Here is a 23,937-nt window from a genome sequence, read left to right as displayed (position 1 = left end):
TTGTAACTAAACCATCCTTCTCTTCTTTAGTATATTTTTTAATTTGTCTCGTCATAAAATAATCATCTCTCCTTTGTTCGAGAATAACATATATTATTCCCTACGACAACCATCTTAGCACAGGGGGTAACCTGGCAAGGTACCATTCTTCTTCTAATTCTTCTTGATGTAATGCAGCCCATCCCTAGTGCGGTAGCACTAGGGATGGGAAACGTCGGCAACAAGAAACGTTAGCTGACAGCTTTAATACGATTAAAGTTCAAAAATGATTTATTATTTCTTAAGGTAAATAAAAGGAATATCAACATCTATTACAGCATGAAGTGATTTTAATAAATCCAAACCTATTAATCCGTTTATTTCACCAGAAGGGTCAATATTTCCAAAATCCATTTTTATATCCTGAAAAACAACACTACCGATTTCAATTTCATCAATTGTTTTATAAAAACACCTCATTTTCGCACCACCTGCTCCGCGGGTAACAGCATTTTTATCTGTTGAACTGACTTTTATACCAATTTCGTGAACTACTTTTGATGATAAAATAGATTCTACTGCACCTGTATCAATGACAACATTATTTATTGTTTTAGTGTTACCATTATAGTGAATTATAACTGAAGTACATATTAATCCATTATAAAAATATATGTCCATATTACATTCTCATGTTTCTATAAGAGAAAAATATGTTTCTTATTTCACTATATATTTCTTCTTTACTGGTGTGATAAACTAGCTCCTTATCCGTGCAATTGACGAGCTCATCAGTAGCTTCATCATCGGAAGTGAAATTTTTTATTACTTTCATTTCATCTATGTATTCTTTATTTTCAGTTTCATGCGAGTTTAGTATTAATAGTTTTACCCATTGGTTTGGATATATATCCCTTATTTTGTTCCATTTCATTGTACATCGCTCCTTTTAGTATATTAACTATATTTTATCATAAAATTGTTTAATCAAATACCAAAATAAATTATGTGGCACAGGAAAATTCAAAAAAACTTAAGGAATGTGAAATCGAGCCGTCAGCTAACAAAAAACTCCCGTTCGTTTTGGCATGAAAAGACTGCCAAAACACATTCCTTCACCAAGCCAAGTCTGGCTAGGCTTAAGAACGTCGGGAGTTAGAAACGTTATACATAATTTTAGAGAATAAGAGTGATTAGCTCAAGTTTTTTCAATCAGGTGTTAAGATAAATAATTTTAAAGGTGGTGAGAGATATTATGAAATCTAAAATAAATACTAACAAAATAAAAGCAATTCTAATAGATTCAGGGAGGGTATTGAATGGACCGATTACAGGACATTGGTTTATAACTCCTAATTTTTTTAATTATGTAGATGAAAAAAAATTTAGATCTATAGATAGAAAGCAAAGAAATAAGGCATTTAATCAAGCCGGGAATTATATATCAAAGCAAAATTTAATTATTACTGAAGAAGAATTTATTCATTTTCTTGAGTACTATAGAATATTTTCAAATGAATTACCTCAATTGAGATTAAAAGACGAACAAATAGAAGCCATTACCAAAGATTTAGTGTATAACTATAATAAATATCAATTCTACAAAGATGTAATTGGTATAATACCAGAATTAAGCAAAAAATATAAATTGGCTGTGGTATCGGATGCATGGCCATCATTAGAAAATGTATTTAAAGAATCAGGGTTAAGAAGTTGTTTTTCATCTTTATTATTTCTTCAGTAAAGGGAGTATCCAAACCACATCAATTAATGTATAAAGCAGCTCTTGAGGAACTAAATGTTTCGCCTGATGAAGCAATTTTTATTGATGATAGTATAAAAAACTGTGACGGTGCAAAAGAATTGGGAATTTATTCACTTGTACTATGCAGAGATTTCAGATCATATTTTTATAACAAGTTAACTTGTAAAAACCATAGTGTAATACGAAATTTAAATGGAATCAGAAATATATTAAGGTAGCCTAGAGTTACATCAAATTTTGAAAATCAAACATCCATATTTAGGTGCAAGACGGATTTAGTTTAAAGTGTAGTGGTTAAAACTACGTATAACAAAATGTAGGAAACACGAAACGTTATACGGAATTTAGAACAAAGAAGTAATTGCTCATAAGTTATTTGAAGTGATTTTTTAAACAAAGTTGCAATTTATGGCGGTGCAAAGATTATATAATTGGAGGGAAAAATGGAAGACGAAATTATTAGATTTTATCAAGAAGTGAATGATGAAAGTGAACGGTTAGAATCAAATCCTGGTAGAGTTGAATATATAACAACAATGACTTATTTGAAAAAAGTTATTCCTATAAACAGCAGTGTTTTGGATGTATGTGCTGGGTCTGGTAAATATGCATTTGCACTTGCACAGGAAGGACACAATGTTGTAGCAGGAGATTTAGTGGATGTTAATGTTAATATAATTCGCAAACGACAGAAAGTGACTCCATTACTTAATGAGATTTATGAAGGCAATATTTTGGATTTATCTCGTTTTGAAGATGAAAGCTTTGATGTGGTACTGAATTTTGGAGCTTATTATCATATGTATGATGGTAGTGACCGTAAGAAAAGCATAAAAGAAAGCTTGAGAGTATTGAAGAAGGGTGGAATTTATGCATTGGCGTATATTAACAGATATGCAAATTTTTATAAACATGATGAAGAAATGTTGTTAAATTTTAATATGTTTGAGTATTATATGGAGAACGGACATTTGAAAAATGTAAATCTTTTTTATGCCTCGTCACCAGAAATGGTAGAAAATGAAATGGAAAACTTTAAATTAGAACAACTGTATAATGTTGCTTCAGATGGACCGTTATTTTGTATGGGAAATACTCTTAATAAAATGTCAGAAGATACTTTTAACAGATATGTCAGGATGCATTTGAGTATATGTGATAACAGAAGTACATTGGGCATAAGCGAGCATGGCTTACTTATAGCAAGAAAATGAACATAATTCAAAGGTGGTTTATTTCACGATTTTCTTATATTGCATAACATTTATTATTGAATAATGATCATATTCTAGGATACCTGGAGTAGGTCTAGCCCAAAGTGTAGTGGCTAAACTCCGTATAACAAAATGTTGCCGTTCGCCTTGGCTGGATATTTATTTTAAGCTGGACAAGTTATATCATCATGTATATTTTTCAACCTAAGAAAATCAAAGCCAACGCCAAGACACATTCCTTTACCAAGCCCGTCGGGCTAAGGTTCAGGAACGTCGGCAACAAGAAACGTGTGCGCCATGTTGCGCAACAAGTTTGGATTAGTAATCCAAATGAAATGAGCTTACAAAGAATATTTTTTTTGTAAAACTCTTCTATCAAATTCAGAGGCGAAATTCCTCTGCCGTGCAGAACTAACATTGATTAACGCATACTAAAGCATGAGATGGCACGAGTGCTAATACTTCCCCATGCGTTTTATATCTGTAAATATAAAGGGTGTGAGAGCGGGATGAAGGCGTAGCTTGAAAATCTAAACCTTGCAAATAGGCATGATTCATAGATAGAGCGGGCATCCAGAACCTATGGTAAATGAAAGTGAAGTTATGGTCTACGCATCGCTATGTTGCCTTGCGAAAGCAAGAAAGGTTGAAGACGGAGTATATGCCTACGTTTTGCATATACCCCCTCAGATTTGAAATAATCTGAGTAAACACTAAGTAACTATAGTTCAAAAGTGTTATGGTTTTCCGGTGTAAAGTAACTACCTAAGGTTTCAGTAAAAGGATAGATAGAAGGGAACGTGGGAGAGCGTGCTTATGCCACATTTAAGAGAATGTATGGTAATAAAATAAAAAATCACCACGTACCATTAGAGAAACTAATTAATAACCAAAATAGACATAATAGATATAAAACAAAAACTTTTGCAGTGAAAGTACAGAATAATTATATTGGGATAACAAAAGCTTTTATAACTCATAGCAATTGGGAACGCTGTCCATTTAATAGTAAAATGACACCTTATACGGAAGAAGGCAGAGAATTATATATAAAACGAAATGGTAAAACTAAAAAGCTACCGCTTAACAGACCTAATATATTAGATGCCGTAGAATCTACAATGACTGCCAATAGGCAAATTTACAATTTTGAATATTTTATGAATAGAGCTTATGCATATAACCGTGACAAAGGTAACTGTAGAGTTTGTAATAAACCTCTGAAAGAGCACGAAAGTCATTGCCATCATATAAGAAATTCATTATTTATTAATGAAATAAACAAAGTACCAAATTTAGCTTACACATGTGTCACTTGTCACGAGTATATTCACGGAATGACTATACCAATAAAAACTACAAAAGAAATTAAAATTAAAATAAAGGCATACAAAGAAAAACTTAAAGTTGTTAGAGCATGATACATGCCGTAAGGCTGTAAAATGTTGAAATTCGATGGAGAAAAGTAAATTCGTTTGTTGGTACGCTGTGTGCGATGAAAGTTGCATGCACAGTGTGGACCCGGGGAAAAGATAGAGATAATGTCAAAGTCTTACCTATGGGTATTATGTGAAAGAATATGCTTATGTTAGACAATCTCCGTTTTTGAATTTGTGGGAATTTTTGCGAATATATAAATCTGGTAATAAGAATCATAATTTAACTACTACACGATTATTATTTTTAGGTTTTTTATAATAAATTTAAATGTTATTTGGGAGGCTTACTATGGAAATACAGAGTTTGAAGGTTGAGGAACAAATACGAGGTGTTCTAAGATTATTACAGAGTGGGTATGAAAAGAGAGATTTAGAAAAATTAGATTTATTTATGGAAGAGATTTTTGCACAGAGTGAAGATACAATTGTTTTTGGAGCTGCTTCGAATGAAGAATGTATAGGGTATAATAACGCTAAAAAGTTGGTGGAGTTTGATTGGAAATTTTGGGGAGAGTTTTGGATAGATATTGATAATGCTTTCATATGTTGCAGTGATAATATGGCATCTGTTACTACTAAAGGGAGTGTGAAATGTCAAATTCCAACAGAACATTTTTGTAATAGAGCGTTAGGCGATATTAGTGAAATGGTTAGAAGTGAAATTTCTCCTAAAGAGAAACTACTTTTAATTAATGACAATGCTTCCAAAGTGCTTTTGGAATTAGAACGTGGAGAAAAACATATATGGTCACTCCGACTTAGTGCAGTTTTAATAAAGCAGAATGGGAAGTGGTTTTTTAAGCAAATGCATTTCTCACATCCAACAGTTACATACCCTGGAGAAAGAATATTGGAAAGTTAAAATGAATTTTTAATATTACGATAATCTTGCCTTTAAATTCTATATTTTAAGAAATATATGTAAAATGAAAATTAAAATGTTGATCGTAGAAAGTTCTGAATTAGCATATTCCATCACATAACAAAATACTACAGTTTGCTAAGCACATTTGCCAGCCTAAGATAAGAGCTATCTAAGGCTGGCAAACGTCGGGAGTACGATACGTTAGTGGAAATGGCATATTAGTTAAAGTTTTATTTTCGCACTAATTTGTTAATTAATAGTAGATTGTAAAAAATAATCAGTAAGGATAAATTATATAATATGTAGATAAATAATGAATTTGTTAAGGAGATTAAGCTGAAAAATAGAATTTTTAGAATTGATAATTTATTTTTATTACAGTTTTCATAGTTAATATGAAGTTACAAAGGAGGTTAATAATTGAATAATGATAGAAACTGGATGGTTTTATTTATTGGTGGAGCTTCGGGAACAGGTAAATCAAGCATAGCTTATGAAATTGCTCGATTCTATGGTGTGAATGTCTTAGAAGTAGATGATGTTCACCTATCTGTAGAAACGGTTACAACAAAGAAAAGGTTTCCTGCAATACAATATTGGAGTGCTGGTATAAATTGGAATAATATCGGAGTTGATGGCAATGTAAACTGGTTGATTGATGTAAGCAAAGAAATGATTCCGATATTGAAAGCGCTTGTAAACAGGCATATTGAAGATAAATTACCTATTATTATTGAAGGCGATTTTATCTGTCCCGAATTCACAAAATTTTTTGAGAATCTAGAGGTAAAATCAATTTTTGTGAATGAAACAGACATTAATCAAATATTACAAAATTATTTATCAAGAGAAGGCGGCGATTTACAACATTACAGAGCCGAAGTATCAAAGTAACTGTAAACACAGATAATATGATTATTTTCGATGCAAGTGTATCCGATGAGTTTTTTAACCTTTATAATGCAGGTGTTCTAAATCCTACAGAACTAAATGAAACAAGAAAGAATGGGTTACATAATTTACAATACTAGGCTTATTTACTATTTTTTTAATATGATGACTTAACAGCATCCGTTAAAAATCGAGTAGAATCAAAAGCTTTCAACGAAAGGGTAGGTAAATTAAATGAAGAAGTATTTATCATCAAAAGAAAAAAGTTCGTATATATAGTTAATTATAGGAGGTATTCTTTTAGTGTTTTTCAACGGGAGGTGGGTAATACCAATTGCATCATGGATTGATCCAGTATTTCTTATTCATTTCTATAGGATAAATAAAAATGTAAAGGGCTTGTTTCTGCCTTTATTAGTACTAGTTGTAGCAATCTTCTTTTCATTTAAAGGGGTTACTGGTATTAATAGTTGGATTGAATATCCAGTCTTAGCCGGACTCAGCATAGTTTTTTACTTGCCATTTTTTATTGATAGAGTTATCGAACCTAAAATAAAAGGTTTTAAATCTACCTTTATTCTTCCATTTGCAGGAGTAGCTATTGAGTATGCACTTTCCATTGTCAGTCCTTATGGAACTTGGGGTTCACTCGCTTATACCCAGTATGGCAATTTGCCCTTAATGCAGCTAGCTTCTGTTACAGGAATTTGGGGTATAAGTTTTATGTTATATTGGTTTTACTCTTATGCGAGTTGGATATGGTTAAACGAGTTTAATATTAATAAAATAAAGAAGGGAACAGCTATTTTCATTTCTGTATTCACTTTAATAATGTTATTTGGGGGACTTAGGACTATTATATTATAGCCAATAGATAAAACTGTAAAACTTGCATCCATAAGTGTACCACATAAATACTTGAACAAAGACATACATTTAGCTATGAAGAATAAAAACTATTCAAAGGAGGATAAAGAATTATTTAAACAAAGAGCAGGTATTTTACAAGATGAATTATTAAATAAAACAAAACAGTAAGCAGAAAACAGTGCAAAAATAATATTTTGGGATGAATTAAGCACACCTATATTTAAAGAAGACGAAGATTTATTGCTAAATAAAGTAAGTAATATTGCAAGACAGTACAATGTAAATGTTTTATTATAATTATGTACAATCCAGCAAGGAAATGCTTATGATGAAAATAAATCTGTGTTTATTGATGGAAAAGGCAAAATAAAGTATATATATCTTAAATCAAAAATAGTAGTAGAAGATAATGATAGGGTTGGCGATGGAATAATTAAGTATGTAGATACTTCTTATGGAAGAGTAGGAAATGCTATTTGTTTTGATGCAGACTTTACCTCATACATAAGACAAGCTGGGAGGGACAATATAGATATCCTACTTCTTTCGAGTTCAGATTGGAAAGAAATAGACCCTATCCATACAAAAATGGCTGTATTCAGAGCAGTGGAAAATGGATTCTCAATAACCCGGCAAGTGCAAGAGGGATATTCACTATCAACTGATTACCTAGGAGATACCATTTTTTTAAAAATTGTGATGTAATAGAATTAGTGAGGAAGTTAAAACTATCGAAAAAGTAATCACAGAAGCATTCCATCTGTTAACAAAAAACTCCCATTCGTTTTGGCATGAAAAGACTGCCAGAACACATACTTTCGATAAGCGCAGTCGCGCTAGGGCTCAAGAAAGTCGGGAATTAGGAACGTTAGGCGTCATTTTTGCGATAAAGAGTGATTCCTTCACCAAGCCCGTCGACAATACGAAACGTTGTACGGAATTTTGAAGTAAACGAGTGCTAGATTATAATTTAAAGAATTGTTTTTATTGTGCATAATTGTAAAATGTGACATAACAAAATAAACAAACACAATGGAAAATATAGTTATAAATATTCTTTCCATTGTGTTTATTTAGATTTATACTTACAATTATCTTGTAGGAGACCCGGCATATTAGATGGGATGCTATGATGTGGCTACATCCATAGAAGTATTTAAGTGTTTTAGCAGGAGGATTATACAAATTAGATAATATAGATAAACGGAATAGACTTAAAGAAGAACCTTTTTCATATAAGGTATCGAAAGACAATAAGGTATTTATGTTTTGGTATGAAAAACAAGTAATGATATTAAAGGGTAAAGAAAGCGTGAAATTTTTAACTAAAGTAGAAAAAGCAGGTACAATAGAATCACAATTGATTATGGCTAAAATTACTGGTAATTTTAAACATGGAAATGAAAAATGAATAAAGCGAGGTAAAAAATATGGATTTTAAGAATACTTTAGAACTGCACCTAGACTCTATGAGAAGTAAAGACTTAAACAAATTTATATCAACAGTTAAGCTGGAGGATATTATTTTAATTATGCCTAATGGAACTCTTATAAGAGAGAAAGAAGAATTTATTGAGTTACATAAGAATTGGTTTGCAGATAATGATTGGGATTTAAATTATAAAATAATAAACATTGAAGAGAGTATAGAAATCGCCTATGCGCTAGTAATAATCGACTATAAAGATTGTGATGCAGAAGGAAACATAATTAAGATGAATTACTATTTAAATTTAATTTTTCGTAAGCAAGATGAGAAATGGCTTTTAATACATGATCAGAACACGGTATATAAATAATTTGTAAAAATAGTGTAAAGTATTACAATTAAAGATATCAACAAAACCTGGCTGGTATACAGATAAAACCAATATATATACATTAGACTGGAGATATTCAGATAAAAGGGCAAGTGAATTGATTATTTATTTTAAAGAAAACATGAAGGCAGGTTTTGAAATAGAGTTGTGGTCAACTTGATGGATGAATGTAAACAACCAACTAAATACTACCATAATATTGATGATTTAAAAATTGTAGATATAGAAAAAGTATTTAATTGTGTTGGGCTTAAGAAGCCTGAGTGTATAGTTATATCAAAAACATTACAGTGAAAATATATTTTTGAGATGAAATATTTTATATTTTTAATAGGCGTAAAATAGAGTTGAGATAAATTAAAGTATAGCAGAAACGTTATCTGACACCTCCTTATTATAATTATGAGTAGATTATATTGATGTTCGCCTTGGGTGGAGAGTTTGTTAATACCCTTACTAATTCTAGTAAGGGTATTAATCTTCAAGATGGATGGGCACCATGTAGTTGCTATTGGCTTGTAGATGATAGTGGTGAAGTAATTGGGGTAATTAGAATTCGACATCGGGTTGGCGCTTGTTCGAGAGCGAATTTTAAAAATAGTGCAATATGATTTCTGTTGAATGAATTCATGTTAAATGAGGTGCGTTATGATTAAAAAAATTACTAAGTTGCAGACAATATTACTGGTAATACTTATAGTTTTTATTACTTTTATTGTGATTTTGATTGGGCGTCCCAAAATAATTGGGTTCTTTTCATCCCAGTTAGGTTATAAAATTAGTTCGGAAAATCAGATGACAAAATACATAGTAGGGACGGTTGTTAGGGGCATAGGTATTGTTGCCTGTTTGCATTTATGAAAATGATATGTACTGTTAAATGGTTTAAGTGGAATTTTAACAAAGGATATTTTGCAGTGAGCTGGTTGTTCTTCATTTATATTATTTTGAATTTTGAATACACTACTATATCGTCCAATATGATTTCAGCAGTTGTAATGATGATAATAAGTAATTTGTTTATAGGATTGTATGAAGAAATGGTGTTCAGAGGCTTGATATTGTCATTAATGTTTAGACATTGGGGCAAAACAAAAAATGAAATATATTTTTCTGTTGTCTTTACCAGTATTATTTTTGGAGTATTTCATTTCATCAATTTATTCAGTGGCAGTAGCTTTATTGCAGTAGGGACACAGGTTATTTATGCTATTATTGTAGGAATATATTTTTCAGCATTGCTTCTTCGAACAAAGAATAACCTTCTGGGGTGCGCATTATTGCACGGCTTTTATAATATTGCAAAACGCAGGTAGCATGTGGTAAGGTTTATGTGATGCCATATTTAATCAACATGATAGAATTTATTCCATTACTTTTATTTGGATTGTTTTTATTGCGGAAGGTTATAAATGTAACGGTGGATGGAACTGTTATAGTATTAAAAAAAGTTAATATATATGATGACTGTAAAGAAAAATTGGAGAGTGATTCTTAGATACTCAAATATAAAAAATAATTCAGATTGATCAAATATTGTGATGTAAAGGGGAACAACAAGTTGTGGGGGAGGATAAGCATGGAACAAGTAGCTTTTTTGAAAATAAAAAAACATATGATTGGTGATTGTGTGGATTTGTATATTGAAACATTCACTAAAGAACCTTGGAATGATATTTACGAGTCAAAAGAACAAGTAGTGAAGTTTTTTAATAATCATTTTAACAATAACTACTTTGTAGGTTATGCAGCTTTGTTAGATGATAAGCTGGTAGCCTTGAGTATAGGTATGAAAAAACCATGGATAGCAGGTTTTGAATATTATATCGATGAATTTTGCGTTAGTTACGAAATGCAAGGTAGAGGTATTGGAAGCTGGTTTATAAAGGCTATAGAAGAAGATATTAAAGAGCAAGGAATGAATGGAATGATATTAAACACGGAGAAAGATTATCCATCGCAGAAATTCTATGAAAAAAACGGATTTAAAACACTTGGTGATTTAATAGTTATTGGTAAATAGTGTGCTGATAAAATCAAGTATATATATAATTATATAAAAAAATAACGCTTCGTAATATTATATAGTGTTCATCTATCACAAAACTATGATTGATTAACAATTAAAGTTTAAGGCGAACTACAGATTATTAATATAGAGAGGAAGGTATTAAATTGAGTGAATTAATTTTAGTAAACCCATCAAAGGTTTTAGAAGAAAAAATTCTGGAATTCAAACAAGAGTATTTAGGGTTTGAGGAAACTAATATCAATGGAAGTTGTGGCCTAGCCCGTTATAATGATTTTGATGAATGGCTTGAAATTGTTCTTTCAATTGAGAAAGATAAACTTCGCAATAATGTTCATGCCAGCACATTCTTTTCTGTAAGAAAATCTGATAATAGAATTATAGGTACTATTCAACTCCGTCACTGCTTAACTGATGAATTAGAAAAACATGGAGGGCTTAGTTGAAAGTCCTGGAATATTAAGTGTTGATGCTGCTTGGTGGATACTATTTGTAGGTTGTTCTTTATTGTAAGCGAAGAAACATGATGTGAACGCTATTCTGAATTTCAAAGAATTTCATATTAGAATTGACAATCACAAAAATTATCAGTCCATCGGTGGTCAACACTATTTTAATAGTGATTTAATGATTAATTGTTTATTGTTTTAATCATAAATATAAATTTTGTCAATTGCACATTATAAATTCCATTTTATCGTGTTTTTAAAGGGCAGTGCAATATCAGTAATTGGTTCTATTGTTATTTAAGGGATATGCTTTGTAATTTTAAACTATTTAATATGGTAAGAATATGAGCATTTTATGCAACAATAGTTGTTGATAACAAAAAAATGACAGTCTTTAAATTCTAATAATACTAAACCTTTATAGTTTATAAATCAAAGACAGGATTTGTAAGGAATTATGCAGAATGGATTACAGAAGAATTATCAGCAGATATTTTTGAAGTTTCAAAAGTTGACATCAATATGTTAACGAAATATGATACTGTTGTTTATGGGGGTAGTCTACATGCAGTGGGTATTAATGGTGTGAATTTCATTACTAAAAACATTGATAAAGCACTCATGACACTATTGAATTGGAAATTAAAACAAAAAGGAAGCAAAAAAAAGAGTTAACCCCTGATGAAATAGGTATGCTTGCTGCATTTAAGAATCCAGTAGATTTTACACGAAGAGAGAATATTGATGAAATAGTTAGCTATGTTAACTTGTAAAGATCATATATGATTCATCTATCATAAATCTACAATTAGTGAGTAACTGTAAAAAAATGGGTAAAAGAGCAGTGGCAATTTAATAATGTTGCATATCTGGGAAGAGAAATAGGCTGGAATGAATGGATGAATATGTAGATTTGTTATATAGCATAAACCATATTTAAGGTTAACTGTAGTAAGTCTTACTCAAAGTGTAGCAGCTAAAACTTCATATAATAAAAAAATGATTACTCTACATAATTTAAATGATAGTATTGGTAATATTGATATTCGCATTGGATATAATAAGAATTTATATTATGGTGGTCATATTGGTTATAGGATAACAGAAACCATTGGGTAACATTTGACACTAGTTGTTTTAAGCCGGATTATTTACATTTTACTTATAAATAAGTAAGGAGAATAGATATGGATAATGAAATTTTTACTACAAGAAAAGCAATACAAGCTATATTTTTAGGAATTATGTTGTAATAAGTTATTACATATTTGTTTGAAAGAATGTCATATTGACAAGCCTAAAATCAGTTTTCGTTGGCTCATATGCGCAATTTTATTGCTTGTTGTAGTTTCTGCAATATTATTATGTACTTCAGGTAAATTAGTAAAAAATAATATGGATATTGTTCATTTATTAAATATAGTGGTGTGTGCTATTTTTGGTCTTGTGCATGCCATTGGTATGGATATAATTGATATATTATTACTTTTTGTTGCTGGAACGAGTGTTGGCATTATGTTTTCATTAATTGTATATGAAAGTGGTTCAATTTGGTCCATTGCTATTGTGCATGGAATTTGGAATGTGATTATAATTGGTGAGATATTAGATATTAATATTTCATATAATCAACATGCTCTTTTCTCATATAAGTTATTATCAAAATTATTTATTTTAACGGGAGGAGCGTTTGGAGTAGAAGCATCAATAGTTGCAGTAGTATGATATATTTCGGTTATAGTTTTGACATTATTTCTAATTAAAAGAAAATCTAAGAATACACAAGATTAGATTATAAGCATAATATTTATTGTTACATTTATATCGTAAAATTAAAAAACATAAACAATATTTTTAACACTATGTTAAAGCTTTTGGATAATTATGAAGGACTTTTTTACTATATGTAGAATAACTTTATATAATATGGAATTTTAAGGAGGAGCTTGTATTTTAATATATTTAAATCTTTATTGGAATTGATATTTTTATAAATTTTTTAGCTCTGGTTCGCCAGGGCTTTTTAAATTTCAAAGTACTTGGAGAATACTTAACAGGTACAAAAATATGCGAGTTGCCTCAATTACTGTAAATTAGTAATATTTGTTAGAATCTTTTGGGGGTTAGTTTCATTGAAAAATTGTAATTAAGTACGAATTAAAAAAATATAAGAAAGAAGGGATAAAACATGGCTATTGATACAATAATGGTAGATACATCTTTAAAAAAATGGCAAGATATTTTGAGACTTCGTGATTGGGACATAATTTCAAGAATAGTAGATGTTGAATGGAGAAAATCTGGTGATATAAAAATTGATGAAAGCAATAAAATGGCTGTAGTTTTGATTAATAATAATGCTATAGTAAGTAATCTTGAAGAAATTATAATACATGAATTACTTCATTTAAAGTTATGGGGTATGGATCAAATGATTGAAGGATATGTAAATATAGTATTTGGTGTAGAGGAAAAAGATAGCAAAAGAGAATTTGCTATGAATATGTTTTTTAAGGAACTTGAAAGTACAGTGGAAGATTTAACAAAGGGATATTTAGAGGCTAACGGTGGAGAAAAACCTTGTACAAATAGACTGGAAAAAATGATAAAAGAAGAAATTGGTTAATAATGAATAATATTCGTATAATATTAACTAAATTTAAGGAGGAGGACTGTAGTAGGTTTTATTCCAGATGTAGTTAGTAATTATTTGTGAAAGGGGGCATTAATATTGAAAAAGATTATTGGGATAATTATTTGCACTATTTTGGTTTTCACAACTGTTGCTTGCAATAGCAACAATACAAAAAAATTAGTTTATGTAGGTAAAGGGAATGAATGGGAAGCCAGTATTGAGTTTAACACGGGTGGAATTTGTAAACAAGTTATAAAATACTTAGGTAATGACAAAAAAACTATAGAAATTAAATTTAAAACAGAATGGATATCAGGAAATATAGCTGACGGAGTAGGTGAATATACTGAAACTCATGATGAAATTGGTGGATTTATTATACAAACTGACAACGATGATAAAATGAATGGAAACATAAAGAAGTATAAGAATAAAGGTAGTTTAAAAGAACAAATTGATTTAATAAAACAAACTGCTTCATAATATTTGTAAACTTCAAATAGTAACGGGAGAAGTAATGGGAAATTATACTGGAATTATGATTATGAATATGATAATTCAATGAGAATCATGCAATTGAAATGACTGGAGGAAATAATAAATGGCTGCTAACAAAAAAACTGCTGAGTGGGAAGATGCAAAAAAGAAGTGTAAGCTTAATGCTGAAATATTAAGGATGGCAAAAGAAATGGGTTTAAGCCCTAGGAGCTTAATTAAAAACATTCCCAATAAAAGTGAGCAATTGAAAGCATCCGTAAGTGCAAAGGTATATTTCATCGATAGTTTAAAAGTTGTAATATAAATATATATTTAAGGAGAATAATATGTTGCGTGAACAGATGATTAAAAAAATAGAAAGAATAGTTGAAGAGGCATGTAAGGATGATGCTAACGCTTTTGGATATGGTATTTGGTCTCATCATATAGTCTATGTTGTTAAATATGCAAAACAATTAGCAGAAAAATTAGGTGCAGATTCAGAAATAGTGGAGATTGCAGCGTTGCTACACGATTATGCGGGCATTAAAGATCGTACGATGGCAAAAGAACACCATATTTATGGAGCTGTTGAAGCCAAACGAATTCTTATTGAATTCGAATATTCTAAAGACAAGATCCAAAAAGTGATGGATTGCATCATAACTCATAGAGGTAGTGTTCCAATGAAGAGATTAACACAAGAAGCAGAATGCATAGCAAGTGCTGATGCTATGACTCATGTTTTCCAAGTACCTTCGTTATTGCATTTAGCATATGTTACCTATGGTATGGGAATTGACGAAGGCAAAGAATGGGTTCTGAAAAAAATTGAGAGAAGTATGAATAAACTTTGTCCTGAAGCGAAGGATATGGTCCATGAGCATTATTTACAAGTTAAAGAAGTACTTATTTAGTGTAGTTATTATGAGATATTATTTTTGCAGAACAGTTTTCTAATTCCTAATGCTTGTGATTTCAGTTTCATGGGAGTTTAGGATATGTATTCAATAAAAATTATCAGGGTAAGGGTTTTGCAACAGAATCTATAATGGGTTTGATTCAGTATGCTTTTGATGAAATTGGAGCCAGGAGAATTATTGCTGAATGTAATCCAGAGAATGAACATTCATGGAAATTGTTAGAATGTCTCGGATTAAGAAGGGAAGGTCATTTGAGAAAGAATATCTATTTTAAAATGGATGAAAACAAGAAGCCCCTTTGGCAGGATACCTATATTTATGGAGTGCTAAAAAGTGAATGGAAAATTTAAAAATCGAATGTTAAGAATCATTTACCGATAGGTAACATAGGCAATAATTATTTGCTAAATAAGAATCAGCTAAACAAAGATTTAGCTGATTAAAATAAATTGGAGGTTGTTGGTATGGAGGAAGAAATTAAAACGGTATTTGGAAAAATAAAAATTGATACGAAACGTTTACTGATACGTCGTATTGAAAATAAAGATAAATTATATTTGTTTGAAATAATGAGTGATAAGGAAATAGCTTATGATGATGGATTTATTCCATATCAGGATATGAATGCGAAATATGAAGCTGATTTCAAATACTTGTTATTGGATGAGATGCATTATGCAATAGAATTAAAAGAATACCATAAAGTGATAGGCATAATGCATTTGACTAAAAAAACAGAAAGAGCCGTAATGTGTTATGAAATTGGGTATGATGTCAATTCTGCATATAGAAGAAAAGGCTATGCGACTGAGGCAGTTAAATCAATTATAGATTATTGTTTTAATATTATAAATATTGAGCTATTGACAGCTTGTGTATATTATTGGAACATAAAATCATCAAACATGTTAAAAAAGCTTGGTTTTATACAAGAGGAAAAAATTCACGAGGCACAAACACATGCCCAATTTAAACCAGTTGATATATTAAGCTTTTATAAAGAAAGATAAGTGGACAAAACAAACAGGTGAGCAGGGTATTCAGTAATAAATAGAATAGAAGGATTAACTTAGTTTTTTAAGGAACTTGAAAGTACAGTGGAAGATTTAACAAAGGGATATCTAGAGGCTAATGGTGGAGAAAAACCTTGTACAAATAGACTAGAAAATAAAGGTGCATTATGAAACCTTGAATTAGTGCCAATCCCATCGTGCTAAGCTTTAGGAAAGCCAGAAACAAGTAACGTTATGTGACATTTCAGGTCTAATTTAAATTTCTTTACGCAGCTAGTGATTTTTAGCTATACCAATATAAAAGATATTTCATATTGCTATTTTAATAATCTGCAATGCTATTATTTAAGGAGGATTTGATTTTATGGAAAAAGAAGAATATTACCCAAGTATTAATGGCGCCATTAAATTACTGGCAGTATATGTGCTGTTGTCTCCTATAATTCCATTATTATTATTATTTATAATGTCTAAATTAATAGGATTTTCTAATGATAATCCATTAATTTACTCAATTGAAACTATTAGTAGCTTTTTTTTACTGATTTTATGGATTAATAGAAAACATAGAATTAATTTCAAAAGTCTATTCTCTTTAGAGAAACTTTCTATTAGGTATATCCTACCAATATGCCTTAGTATATTGGGTTTAAATATAATGTTAAGCGAGGTATCTAATATTCTAACAATGTTTCTACCACTTACTGATTTTTGGAAGAGCGCATTTGAGGGTATCTCAAACGACTTTATAGGAACTTCAATAGTTGCTCCTATTATTGAAGAAATTTTATTTAGAGGTATTATACTAAGAGGTCTTTTGATGAAATACTCAGTAAAAAAATCAATCATAGTTTCAGCACTATTATTTGCAATAATTCATATGAACCCATGGCAGTTTTTAGGTGCTTTTTCAGCAGGGATTTTATTGGGTTGGTTGTATTTAAAAACACGTTCTATTGTACCTTGTATTTTAGGACATGCTTTGAATAATTCTTTGGAATTTATTATAACATTAGTAGGATTAAATATACCTGGATTCAGTAATAGTAACAATATTATAGAACATCAACCTATTGCATTTGATTTACTAGGGGTTATTCTCTTAGTAACTGGTGTTATGTGGTTAATTAAATTGTTTAATAAGCAACAGCTTAGATTTACAAGTAAAGTTTCAAGTTCTGGAGAAAGAAATTTATTGGGATGATCTTTTAAGACACAGTTGTAAAATTCCATTAACCAATTTAAACCGAAAGGAGATGTTAGTTATTTTTATACTTGTTATTTTGGGGCTTGTTTTTGGTTCAATACTGTTCATAATATCCAAGTATATAGGCTCGAAAATTGGCTTCGTGGACAAAACTACGAAATTAATTGAGTACCTCAAAGGATATAAGAAATAGCACGAAATATTCATATATTGTGAAGATAGAAGTATCAATTTTATTGTGTTAGCATTGGGTTTTGCCTTCATGCCACCACTTGAAAAAATATCTAAGTGAGTTAATTTTAAACATTCATATGTAGTAAAGTAAACAATGAATAGACTAGTGGAAGCCGCATGTACCATAGAGAGTGTAAGACTTAAAACTCACATAACAAAAGGTTGCCGTTCGCCTTGGTTGGAGACTCTTTTGAGTTAAGACAAGATGTACATGTAAGTGTATATTTTGACCTAAGAAAATCTAAAGTAGTAAGTGGGTTATTAATAGAAGAAGTGGTTTTGATAGAATCTTCAAAGGAATACAAGAAAGACTAAATAAAGAAAAATGATTAATCCGTCTAAGAATGAGTGATATACCAAGAATAATTTATAATATAGAGAGGAAGGTTAGAGTAAATGAAATCAGTATTTAAAAATATATGTAAAAAATATTCACAAAAAAATGGTTTTAGTGGAACTTGTATAGTTAAGTCAGAAAATGAAATATTATTCTCTTGTGCTTATGGCTATGCAAATCGAGCGTTCAAAATTCCTAATTTAATAGACACCAAATTTGACACGGCATCCGTTACAAAAATATTTACCGCAGTTGCTATATTGCAACTTGTAGAAAAAGGGTTATTAAATTTGAATGATAATATTGTTGCTATTATTAATTTGCAGGGAACCAAGATAGCAAATGATGTTAAAATTAAGCATTTGCTAAATCATACATCAGGTATAGCTGATGATGCTGATGAAGAGGCAGGAGAAGATTATTCAGCATTATTTGTAAATAGTCCTAATTATGCAATTAGAGAATGTAAAGATTTTTTAAAAAACTTTGCTTATAAGGAGCCATGTTTTATAGCTGGAACTAATGTTAGATATAATAATTGTGCTTTTGTACTGCTTGGATTAGCTTTAGAAAAAGTAACAGGAATAGATTATCGGACATATGTTACACAAAATGTTTTTGAATCATGTCAAATGAATAACACAAAATTTTGTGCTATGGACGAAATCAATGAGAATACAGCTGAAGGTTATGCTAGCGCTTATGATAATGATGGAAAATGTATTGGATTTAAGAAAAACATATATTGCTATCCACCAATTGGAACTCCAGATGGGGGAGCTTATACAACAGTAGTTGATTTGGACATATTTATGAGAGCAATAAGAAATAATAAAATTTTATCAAAAGGATATGCTGAAATGTTATTGCTGCCCCATTGTCAGTTTACAAAGCAGTCACCATGGAGGGTAGTTCCTAATGCAAGAGTTAGAACTGGATATGCTTTCGAATTTTTAGAAATTGATAATGAGCTCTTTTGTATATTTAAAGAAGGGTCAAATGATGGAGTAGCAGCTATGTTTTCATATTATCCAAAAGCAGATATTACTATTTCGGTATTGGCTAATCAAGATTGTGATGTTTGGGCAATGCACAGAGAAATGCAAACAGAAATATATAATAGATTTTACTTGTAAATTATCCGCTATACTGAATTTTGAACAAAAAAGTAACTACTCATAAGTTTTTTGGAAAAGATTTTTAATGTGGAGATAATAGAAACACTTTATGAAAAAAAAATAGGTAACAAAAACAAATAAAAAAGTGAGGTAGATCATAATGAATATATTTTTGAAGGAAATAGATGAAAATAATTGGGAAGAATGTGTTAATTTAAAAATCAAAGAAGAGCAAGAACGATATTTACCGTACCCAAATGTAGTTTCAATTGCTGAATGGAAGTTTAATCCCAATTGGATTGCATTAGGCATATATATTGGCAATGAAATGATAGGTTTTGCAATGTATGGTGTGGATATAGAAGATAATACTATGTGCTTATTTCGTTTTATGATTGATGCAAAATATCAAGGAAAAGGTTACGGAAAATGTGCTTTGGATGGAGTATTAAAGAAGATAAAAAATGAAAATAATTTTAATGAAATATGGGTGAGTTTCCATCCGCAAAGTATAGTAGCAGATAGGTTATATTCTAGTTTGGGATTTAAGCAGAGAATTAATGGACTAGAGGCAGAAGATGAAGTTTTTTATGTGCTTAAATGTTAAATCCAAGATTAGGGAGGAAATTTTATGGAAGTATTAATTACTAGTAGATTAATATTAAGAGAGTGGAAAGAAAGCGATAGCACTGATTTATATGAGTATGCTAAAAGTGAGTTGGTAGGACCAAATGCCGGTTGGTCACCACATAAGAATGAGGAAGAAAGTAAAGGAATAATAAGAATGTTCATTGAAAATAATGAAACATATGCTATAGTTTTAAAATCAGAAAACAAAGTTATTGGTAGTATAGGACTTCATAATAGAAATCATGATGACAGTCTTTCTCACTTAAAATATAAGGAAATAGGATATGTTCTTAATCCTAAACATTGGGGTAATGGATTTATTCCTGAGGCTGTAAATTGTTTGATGGAGTATGGATTTAATGCACTAAATTTAGATTTAATTTGGTGTGGACATTTTGATTTTAATTCTAATTCTAAAAGAGTAATTGAAAAATGTAAATTTAAATATAGGTTTCGAAAAACTGAGAGGTTAAAACTATTAGATAACAAAGAAGTAGTTACCTTATATTATAATATTTTCAAATCGGAGTATATTAACTAATTATCTAACATAATTAAAATGTTTTTATATTGCTGTGCAAGGATTATTTGCATTATATGTAAAAAGATTAATAAGCAAATTAATATAGTTAAAGAGAAATATTAATAAAATAAAAAACGTAAGAAAGGTGATTAAAAGATATGTTTAGAACTGCTAGATCTTATATAATAGTCGGTCATAAAAGCTTAGTTATAAAAAAAGAAGGTGATAATTCAGAAAATATAATTGATTTTGAATCATTTGTACCAAATGTACCCTTCTATTATCATTTCTTTGATGAAGATAAAAACTATATCAAAGACATGACAAGTCTGATTAAAAAATTAAGCATAAGAAATGCAACAATTATTGTTCCTGATGATTCTGTAGAAATTGAGGTAGATAGAAAAATATTTACTGAATTTTTTCTGAAATGTGGAGTGAAAAAAATTCAAATAAAATCCCAGTGTTTTCTTTTAAGCTTAGATAATAACAAATATATATCTATTTCTAAGACTACAAGAACTATAGTTTTGCAATACATTGTTAATAATAAATCTATTGCTAAAAGATATTATGACAAGAACTATACAGATATGGAGCAAGTTGCATTAGATATAAATAACATTCATGTTGATTGCGAATATGAAAGGGTACCTATATATATTAATAATATAAATAATGATATGGAAAAGTTTAAGATTATAGGATCCTTGGTTTCCTTAAATAATATTATTACAAATATTATGAACTATAAAACGGATAATTAGTTTATAACAAAGATTAGAAAGAACGAAATCAATTATTATTCTCTTGTAGATGATACTGGGAAATTTGAAGAAGAGTGGATTTTCCAAGAATAATTTTTTAAAGGATATAATTGGAAGTGTCTTTATAATGTGCCACAATTATATTTTAGTATGGAGTATAAGTGCGGATAACTGTAGTAGAATTTTGCGTTAAAGTAACATTTTAATAAATAATATAAATAAATTAAAAAAAATTCATTTTGAGGGGGAGTTGTTTTGAAAAATATTGTATTCGGAGTTATATCAATTGTTTTCTTTATTTTTTACTTTAAAATTTTTATACTACTTGGAGAGTGGCTGATACCTATAAATGCACAACCTATTTTTTTATTTATTTTAATATTTGTTATTATTCCTCTTTCTGTTATAAGTGCTCAACAATCTATTAAAATTATCAAAGAAAGTTAATAGTCGTCGTTTACATTAGGTATTATACTAAAAAACTATAATATTACTATATAGGAGGGGCGAAATTTAATGAAAAAGCTTATTGTGGGAATTTTAACCCTATCCATTATTGGAGTAACTTTTGCAGCAATCCATGTATTAAATCAAAGGGCAGATAAAACAATTTTATAAATCACTTCTGAAACAGCTTACAAACAAATTAACAGAAGCTTTACCGGGTTTATATTTTCACCAGAAGGCAAATTAGTGAAGGAAGTTCCAGTGAAAATTAGTGGAAAACAATACAGTGAAACCTCGGTAGAGAGGGACAATTTTATTGGAACAATTAAGATTGAGGGTGAAGTTGTTGATATAAGCAGCACAAAGAACAAAGCTGCAGCTATATGTGACGTAGATGTTCAAAAATTTTATTGTGCTCTTAATCCTGATCCCGACAATATAAATGGTGTTGTAGAAAACACAACTTCCGTTACAATTTCAAAGGATTTTAATATTGCTTATGGGTACACACCAAATTTGAAAAAAAATTATGGTCTAGGTGCATTTTTTAAATCAAATAAAGAGTTAGAAACACCACAAGACGATAATATACAGTACATAAAGGAAGCAGGTAGAAGGGTCGATTTGTATATTGCAGTTATGAAAGCAGTTTATCAAATAGAAAATGGTGGCAATGGCTTTATTGCAGTAAAAGAAGAAACTCTTGAAGGACTTAAAGACGAAAAGTCGAAACAAGACGTATTAGAAGGTCTTAAAAGTTTATCTGAAAATGTCTATTTATATGAAGGGGTTAAAGATGATAAATCGCTTTTTGAATTTGACAAGAATGGTAGAAAAACGAGAACTTTAAATGGTACACTGCTTTCAATTAAAGTAGAAGAATTCAATAATGATGAAGCTGTGATTGAAGCAACCTCATGGTTTGGTAATTCAGGAGCAGTTTTTCCAAAATATAAAGCTACCTATAAAAATGGACAATGGCAATTAGAGGTTATAAGTATGGCAATCTCATAATACATAAGTTAATAAGTTTATGGACAAGCTTATATAATCAAGGGTATTGGAATATTATCCCTAATTACTGGCTTCTATCTATTATGTTTGCTATATTTGTTTTTGGTATTGAGAAAATGAAAAAGATGGAAAAGAAACTACCATAATGTGCAGCAATGTAAGCAGTCGAATTATGTTTATAAATATGCTGGGAGGTTAATATGTCTAAAATTAAAAAAACAGATAAATACAAAGTTAAAATAATAAATGGAGTAAAATTGCATGAAAAACCATATGATTGGTACAGAGAAAAAAAGGGGAGACAAACTGTAGGAATAGTATTAGTAATATCTTTTATAATCTTATTTATCTTACAAAAAATATTTAAGTAAATTAATCATTTATCAGTATCATTTACAGCCACCATAGCAACAGCAAATGCAAAAAAAATTATCAATTATGATATATATATACCGCTGGTAATAGGTATAGTGGACTAATTTATATTTTTGGAGTTGTATATTTATGACTATAATTTTAACATCTAATGAAATAAGTAGCCAATCAATTATTGAAAAGTATACTGAGATATTTAATAAAGGATTTAAATGGGTTGCAATAGTTGTAACAGCGGATCCTAAATATAGAGAAAAGGATTTGGAGGTAGTAAGTACAAGGATTGCTTTCGAAGATATAGGTTTCAGTGCTGATTTTTTTGATATTGAATTTTCTTCTCCAAAACTATTGTTGAAATATGATGTTATATATTTTATTGGAGGGAATCCATTTTACCTTTTAGATCAAATACAAAAAACACACACTGATTTAGTACTTAGAGAAATAATTTCATTAGATAAAGTAATTTCTGGAGCAACATTGTATTAGGCGCAACAATTGAATTAATCCATGAATTTGACCCTCAAATGAATGATGGAGAGGAAATAATTATTAACAATGAAAAGATAACTAAAATATAATAAATACAGAGGTGTATAAAATAATTTCTTATGGGAGGGAATATATGGATGGTAGAGAATTTCTTTAGATTTGAAGATAATCATTATCATGAGATTTCAACAATATATCTTGTGAATCTTGAAAAGGAATCATGGATATTAAATGAGAAGGATTCCTTCAACGGGATAGAAGGTGAGAGACTAATATATAAGTGGTTTAATATTAATGACTCAAACTTCGCACATGTAAAATATAGATAAACCTTTGATATATCAACGTTTAAAAGCATTAATAAGTAGAAAAATCCTCCTAAAAATGATATAATGTAAGTAATGACAAATACAAAAAATATCAA

Annotated in this window: 37 protein-coding genes and 1 pseudogene; 36 read left to right on the top strand and 2 right to left on the bottom strand. The window is 29.8% G+C overall.

Annotation, left to right across the window (positions count from 1 at the left end; translation table 11 throughout):
- Window positions 1–273: 273 nt before the first annotated feature.
- Window positions 274–660 (bottom strand): retropepsin-like aspartic protease, encoded by a 387-nt coding sequence (locus ACREWB_RS04615; RefSeq protein ID WP_431546314.1) that lies wholly within the window; start codon window positions 658–660, stop codon window positions 274–276.
- A gap of 1 nt (window position 661) precedes the next feature.
- Window positions 662–913 (bottom strand): hypothetical protein, encoded by a 252-nt coding sequence (locus tag ACREWB_RS04610; protein ID WP_431546313.1) that lies wholly within the window; start codon window positions 911–913, stop codon window positions 662–664.
- Between the two features lie 321 nt (window positions 914–1,234).
- On the opposite strand from ACREWB_RS04610, the gene ACREWB_RS04605 reads away from it, so the two are divergent.
- The 36 genes and pseudogenes from ACREWB_RS04605 to ACREWB_RS04430 all read left to right on the top strand — a co-directional run bounded on the left by ACREWB_RS04605 (window position 1,235) and on the right by ACREWB_RS04430 (window position 23,842).
- Complete coding sequence (locus tag ACREWB_RS04605) at window positions 1,235–1,723, top strand: hypothetical protein (protein WP_431546312.1); 489 nt, start codon at window positions 1,235–1,237, stop codon at window positions 1,721–1,723.
- Window positions 1,724–1,749: 26 nt separating this feature from the next.
- Window positions 1,750–1,962 carry an HAD-IA family hydrolase gene (locus ACREWB_RS04600; RefSeq protein WP_431546311.1) on the top strand — a complete coding sequence of 71 codons (213 nt, stop codon included), beginning with the start codon at window positions 1,750–1,752 and terminating at the stop codon, window positions 1,960–1,962.
- 225 nt (window positions 1,963–2,187) lie between these two features.
- Entirely contained in the window at window positions 2,188–2,958 is a 771-nt protein-coding gene (locus ACREWB_RS04595; RefSeq protein ID WP_431546310.1) for a class I SAM-dependent methyltransferase, read from the top strand.
- Window positions 2,959–3,758: 800 nt separating this feature from the next.
- Window positions 3,759–4,379, top strand: a complete 621-nt coding sequence (locus ACREWB_RS04590; protein WP_431546309.1) for an HNH endonuclease — start codon at window positions 3,759–3,761, stop codon at window positions 4,377–4,379.
- Between the two features lie 307 nt (window positions 4,380–4,686).
- Window positions 4,687–5,259 carry a hypothetical protein gene (locus ACREWB_RS04585; protein ID WP_431546308.1) on the top strand — a complete coding sequence of 191 codons (573 nt, stop codon included), beginning with the start codon at window positions 4,687–4,689 and terminating at the stop codon, window positions 5,257–5,259.
- A 423-nt stretch (window positions 5,260–5,682) separates the two neighbouring features.
- Entirely contained in the window at window positions 5,683–6,156 is a 474-nt protein-coding gene (locus ACREWB_RS04580; RefSeq protein ID WP_431546307.1) for a hypothetical protein, read from the top strand.
- A 300-nt stretch (window positions 6,157–6,456) separates the two neighbouring features.
- Window positions 6,457–7,020: a hypothetical protein gene (locus ACREWB_RS04575; RefSeq protein WP_431546306.1), complete on the top strand. Its 564-nt coding sequence runs from the start codon at window positions 6,457–6,459 to the stop codon at window positions 7,018–7,020.
- A gap of 309 nt (window positions 7,021–7,329) precedes the next feature.
- Window positions 7,330–7,728, top strand: coding sequence for a nitrilase-related carbon-nitrogen hydrolase (locus ACREWB_RS04570; RefSeq protein WP_431546316.1), 399 nt, complete (start codon window positions 7,330–7,332; stop codon window positions 7,726–7,728).
- A gap of 559 nt (window positions 7,729–8,287) precedes the next feature.
- Window positions 8,288–8,434, top strand: a complete 147-nt coding sequence (locus ACREWB_RS04565) for a hypothetical protein (RefSeq protein WP_431546305.1) — start codon at window positions 8,288–8,290, stop codon at window positions 8,432–8,434.
- Between the two features lie 19 nt (window positions 8,435–8,453).
- Window positions 8,454–8,822, top strand: a complete 369-nt coding sequence (locus tag ACREWB_RS04560) for a YybH family protein (protein WP_431546304.1) — start codon at window positions 8,454–8,456, stop codon at window positions 8,820–8,822.
- 180 nt (window positions 8,823–9,002) lie between these two features.
- Window positions 9,003–9,137, top strand: coding sequence for a hypothetical protein (locus ACREWB_RS04555; protein ID WP_431546303.1), 135 nt, complete (start codon window positions 9,003–9,005; stop codon window positions 9,135–9,137).
- Between the two features lie 122 nt (window positions 9,138–9,259).
- Window positions 9,260–9,454 (top strand): hypothetical protein, encoded by a 195-nt coding sequence (locus ACREWB_RS04550; protein ID WP_431546302.1) that lies wholly within the window; start codon window positions 9,260–9,262, stop codon window positions 9,452–9,454.
- 246 nt (window positions 9,455–9,700) lie between these two features.
- Entirely contained in the window at window positions 9,701–10,159 is a 459-nt protein-coding gene (locus ACREWB_RS04545; RefSeq protein WP_431546301.1) for a CPBP family intramembrane glutamic endopeptidase, read from the top strand.
- A 38-nt stretch (window positions 10,160–10,197) separates the two neighbouring features.
- Entirely contained in the window at window positions 10,198–10,341 is a 144-nt protein-coding gene (locus ACREWB_RS04540; protein ID WP_431546300.1) for a hypothetical protein, read from the top strand.
- An 81-nt stretch (window positions 10,342–10,422) separates the two neighbouring features.
- Window positions 10,423–10,866: a GNAT family N-acetyltransferase gene (locus tag ACREWB_RS04535; RefSeq protein WP_431546299.1), complete on the top strand. Its 444-nt coding sequence runs from the start codon at window positions 10,423–10,425 to the stop codon at window positions 10,864–10,866.
- 152 nt (window positions 10,867–11,018) lie between these two features.
- A complete protein-coding gene (locus tag ACREWB_RS04530) occupies window positions 11,019–11,318 on the top strand; it encodes a GNAT family N-acetyltransferase (protein ID WP_431546298.1) in 300 nt (99 codons plus the stop codon).
- Between the two features lie 423 nt (window positions 11,319–11,741).
- The gene (locus ACREWB_RS04525) at window positions 11,742–11,996 is read left to right on the top strand and encodes a flavodoxin domain-containing protein (RefSeq protein ID WP_431546315.1); all 255 of its coding nucleotides are present in this window, start codon (window positions 11,742–11,744) and stop codon (window positions 11,994–11,996) included.
- Window positions 11,957–12,094 (top strand): hypothetical protein, encoded by a 138-nt coding sequence (locus ACREWB_RS04520; protein WP_431546297.1) that lies wholly within the window; start codon window positions 11,957–11,959, stop codon window positions 12,092–12,094. Before ACREWB_RS04525 ends, ACREWB_RS04520 begins: the two co-directional genes overlap by 40 nt.
- A gap of 499 nt (window positions 12,095–12,593) precedes the next feature.
- Window positions 12,594–13,046 carry a CPBP family glutamic-type intramembrane protease gene (locus ACREWB_RS04515; protein WP_431546296.1) on the top strand — a complete coding sequence of 151 codons (453 nt, stop codon included), beginning with the start codon at window positions 12,594–12,596 and terminating at the stop codon, window positions 13,044–13,046.
- A 463-nt stretch (window positions 13,047–13,509) separates the two neighbouring features.
- Entirely contained in the window at window positions 13,510–13,947 is a 438-nt protein-coding gene (locus tag ACREWB_RS04510) for a hypothetical protein (RefSeq protein ID WP_431546295.1), read from the top strand.
- A 105-nt stretch (window positions 13,948–14,052) separates the two neighbouring features.
- Window positions 14,053–14,439 (top strand): hypothetical protein, encoded by a 387-nt coding sequence (locus tag ACREWB_RS04505; protein ID WP_431546294.1) that lies wholly within the window; start codon window positions 14,053–14,055, stop codon window positions 14,437–14,439.
- A 118-nt stretch (window positions 14,440–14,557) separates the two neighbouring features.
- Window positions 14,558–14,758: a hypothetical protein gene (locus tag ACREWB_RS04500; RefSeq protein WP_431546293.1), complete on the top strand. Its 201-nt coding sequence runs from the start codon at window positions 14,558–14,560 to the stop codon at window positions 14,756–14,758.
- Window positions 14,759–14,780: 22 nt separating this feature from the next.
- Window positions 14,781–15,350 carry an HD domain-containing protein gene (locus ACREWB_RS04495; RefSeq protein ID WP_431546292.1) on the top strand — a complete coding sequence of 190 codons (570 nt, stop codon included), beginning with the start codon at window positions 14,781–14,783 and terminating at the stop codon, window positions 15,348–15,350.
- Window positions 15,351–15,433: 83 nt separating this feature from the next.
- A pseudogene (locus ACREWB_RS04490) lies at window positions 15,434–15,706 on the top strand (GNAT family N-acetyltransferase); the annotation flags it as partial.
- Between the two features lie 114 nt (window positions 15,707–15,820).
- Window positions 15,821–16,366 carry a GNAT family N-acetyltransferase gene (locus ACREWB_RS04485; protein WP_431546291.1) on the top strand — a complete coding sequence of 182 codons (546 nt, stop codon included), beginning with the start codon at window positions 15,821–15,823 and terminating at the stop codon, window positions 16,364–16,366.
- Between the two features lie 367 nt (window positions 16,367–16,733).
- Window positions 16,734–17,573 (top strand): CPBP family intramembrane glutamic endopeptidase, encoded by an 840-nt coding sequence (locus ACREWB_RS04480; RefSeq protein ID WP_431546290.1) that lies wholly within the window; start codon window positions 16,734–16,736, stop codon window positions 17,571–17,573.
- A 399-nt stretch (window positions 17,574–17,972) separates the two neighbouring features.
- Entirely contained in the window at window positions 17,973–18,125 is a 153-nt protein-coding gene (locus ACREWB_RS04475; RefSeq protein WP_431546289.1) for a hypothetical protein, read from the top strand.
- A gap of 81 nt (window positions 18,126–18,206) precedes the next feature.
- Entirely contained in the window at window positions 18,207–19,283 is a 1,077-nt protein-coding gene (locus tag ACREWB_RS04470; RefSeq protein WP_431546288.1) for a serine hydrolase domain-containing protein, read from the top strand.
- 142 nt (window positions 19,284–19,425) lie between these two features.
- A complete protein-coding gene (locus ACREWB_RS04465; RefSeq protein ID WP_431546287.1) occupies window positions 19,426–19,872 on the top strand; it encodes a GNAT family N-acetyltransferase in 447 nt (148 codons plus the stop codon).
- 24 nt (window positions 19,873–19,896) lie between these two features.
- On the top strand, window positions 19,897–20,436 hold the full coding sequence (locus ACREWB_RS04460; RefSeq protein ID WP_431546286.1) for a GNAT family N-acetyltransferase: 540 nt from the start codon (window positions 19,897–19,899) through the stop codon (window positions 20,434–20,436).
- Window positions 20,437–20,576: 140 nt separating this feature from the next.
- Window positions 20,577–21,185, top strand: a complete 609-nt coding sequence (locus ACREWB_RS04455; RefSeq protein WP_431546285.1) for a hypothetical protein — start codon at window positions 20,577–20,579, stop codon at window positions 21,183–21,185.
- Window positions 21,186–21,440: 255 nt separating this feature from the next.
- On the top strand, window positions 21,441–21,632 hold the full coding sequence (locus ACREWB_RS04450; protein WP_431546284.1) for a hypothetical protein: 192 nt from the start codon (window positions 21,441–21,443) through the stop codon (window positions 21,630–21,632).
- Between the two features lie 246 nt (window positions 21,633–21,878).
- Window positions 21,879–22,646, top strand: coding sequence for a hypothetical protein (locus tag ACREWB_RS04445; RefSeq protein WP_431546283.1), 768 nt, complete (start codon window positions 21,879–21,881; stop codon window positions 22,644–22,646).
- Window positions 22,647–22,846: 200 nt separating this feature from the next.
- Window positions 22,847–23,017 carry a hypothetical protein gene (locus ACREWB_RS04440; RefSeq protein ID WP_431546282.1) on the top strand — a complete coding sequence of 57 codons (171 nt, stop codon included), beginning with the start codon at window positions 22,847–22,849 and terminating at the stop codon, window positions 23,015–23,017.
- Between the two features lie 133 nt (window positions 23,018–23,150).
- Window positions 23,151–23,510, top strand: a complete 360-nt coding sequence (locus ACREWB_RS04435) for a Type 1 glutamine amidotransferase-like domain-containing protein (RefSeq protein WP_431546281.1) — start codon at window positions 23,151–23,153, stop codon at window positions 23,508–23,510.
- Window positions 23,511–23,650: 140 nt separating this feature from the next.
- A complete protein-coding gene (locus ACREWB_RS04430) occupies window positions 23,651–23,842 on the top strand; it encodes an NUDIX hydrolase (protein ID WP_431546280.1) in 192 nt (63 codons plus the stop codon).
- Window positions 23,843–23,937: the final 95 nt, after the last annotated feature.

Source organism: Clostridium sp. (assembly GCF_050717635.1).
Classification (GTDB): domain Bacteria; phylum Bacillota; class Clostridia; order Clostridiales; family Clostridiaceae; genus Clostridium_AD.
This window is presented reverse-complemented; position numbering and strand designations above follow the sequence as displayed.

Bases quoted from the DNA above. Each gene is read 5' to 3' on its own strand.
- ACREWB_RS04470 (WP_431546288.1), top strand. From the start codon at position 18,207: ATGAAATCAGTATTTAAAAATATATGTAAAAAATATTCACAAAAAAAT.
- ACREWB_RS04610 (WP_431546313.1), bottom strand. From the start codon at position 913: ATGAAATGGAACAAAATAAGGGATATATATCCAAACCAATGGGTAAAA.
- ACREWB_RS04565 (WP_431546305.1), top strand. From the start codon at position 8,288: ATGTTTTGGTATGAAAAACAAGTAATGATATTAAAGGGTAAAGAAAGC.
- ACREWB_RS04605 (WP_431546312.1), top strand. From the start codon at position 1,235: ATGAAATCTAAAATAAATACTAACAAAATAAAAGCAATTCTAATAGAT.
- ACREWB_RS04485 (WP_431546291.1), top strand. From the start codon at position 15,821: ATGGAGGAAGAAATTAAAACGGTATTTGGAAAAATAAAAATTGATACG.
- ACREWB_RS04465 (WP_431546287.1), top strand. From the start codon at position 19,426: ATGAATATATTTTTGAAGGAAATAGATGAAAATAATTGGGAAGAATGT.
- ACREWB_RS04560 (WP_431546304.1), top strand. From the start codon at position 8,454: ATGGATTTTAAGAATACTTTAGAACTGCACCTAGACTCTATGAGAAGT.
- ACREWB_RS04455 (WP_431546285.1), top strand. From the start codon at position 20,577: ATGTTTAGAACTGCTAGATCTTATATAATAGTCGGTCATAAAAGCTTA.
- ACREWB_RS04460 (WP_431546286.1), top strand. From the start codon at position 19,897: ATGGAAGTATTAATTACTAGTAGATTAATATTAAGAGAGTGGAAAGAA.
- ACREWB_RS04440 (WP_431546282.1), top strand. From the start codon at position 22,847: ATGTCTAAAATTAAAAAAACAGATAAATACAAAGTTAAAATAATAAAT.
- ACREWB_RS04595 (WP_431546310.1), top strand. From the start codon at position 2,188: ATGGAAGACGAAATTATTAGATTTTATCAAGAAGTGAATGATGAAAGT.
- ACREWB_RS04540 (WP_431546300.1), top strand. From the start codon at position 10,198: ATGATAGAATTTATTCCATTACTTTTATTTGGATTGTTTTTATTGCGG.
- ACREWB_RS04430 (WP_431546280.1), top strand. From the start codon at position 23,651: ATGGTAGAGAATTTCTTTAGATTTGAAGATAATCATTATCATGAGATT.
- ACREWB_RS04555 (WP_431546303.1), top strand. From the start codon at position 9,003: ATGGATGAATGTAAACAACCAACTAAATACTACCATAATATTGATGAT.
- ACREWB_RS04495 (WP_431546292.1), top strand. From the start codon at position 14,781: ATGTTGCGTGAACAGATGATTAAAAAAATAGAAAGAATAGTTGAAGAG.
- ACREWB_RS04535 (WP_431546299.1), top strand. From the start codon at position 10,423: ATGGAACAAGTAGCTTTTTTGAAAATAAAAAAACATATGATTGGTGAT.
- ACREWB_RS04615 (WP_431546314.1), bottom strand. From the start codon at position 660: ATGGACATATATTTTTATAATGGATTAATATGTACTTCAGTTATAATT.
- ACREWB_RS04500 (WP_431546293.1), top strand. From the start codon at position 14,558: ATGGCTGCTAACAAAAAAACTGCTGAGTGGGAAGATGCAAAAAAGAAG.
- ACREWB_RS04545 (WP_431546301.1), top strand. From the start codon at position 9,701: ATGAAAATGATATGTACTGTTAAATGGTTTAAGTGGAATTTTAACAAA.
- ACREWB_RS04435 (WP_431546281.1), top strand. From the start codon at position 23,151: ATGACTATAATTTTAACATCTAATGAAATAAGTAGCCAATCAATTATT.
- ACREWB_RS04480 (WP_431546290.1), top strand. From the start codon at position 16,734: ATGGAAAAAGAAGAATATTACCCAAGTATTAATGGCGCCATTAAATTA.
- ACREWB_RS04585 (WP_431546308.1), top strand. From the start codon at position 4,687: ATGGAAATACAGAGTTTGAAGGTTGAGGAACAAATACGAGGTGTTCTA.
- ACREWB_RS04600 (WP_431546311.1), top strand. From the start codon at position 1,750: ATGTATAAAGCAGCTCTTGAGGAACTAAATGTTTCGCCTGATGAAGCA.
- ACREWB_RS04510 (WP_431546295.1), top strand. From the start codon at position 13,510: ATGGCTATTGATACAATAATGGTAGATACATCTTTAAAAAAATGGCAA.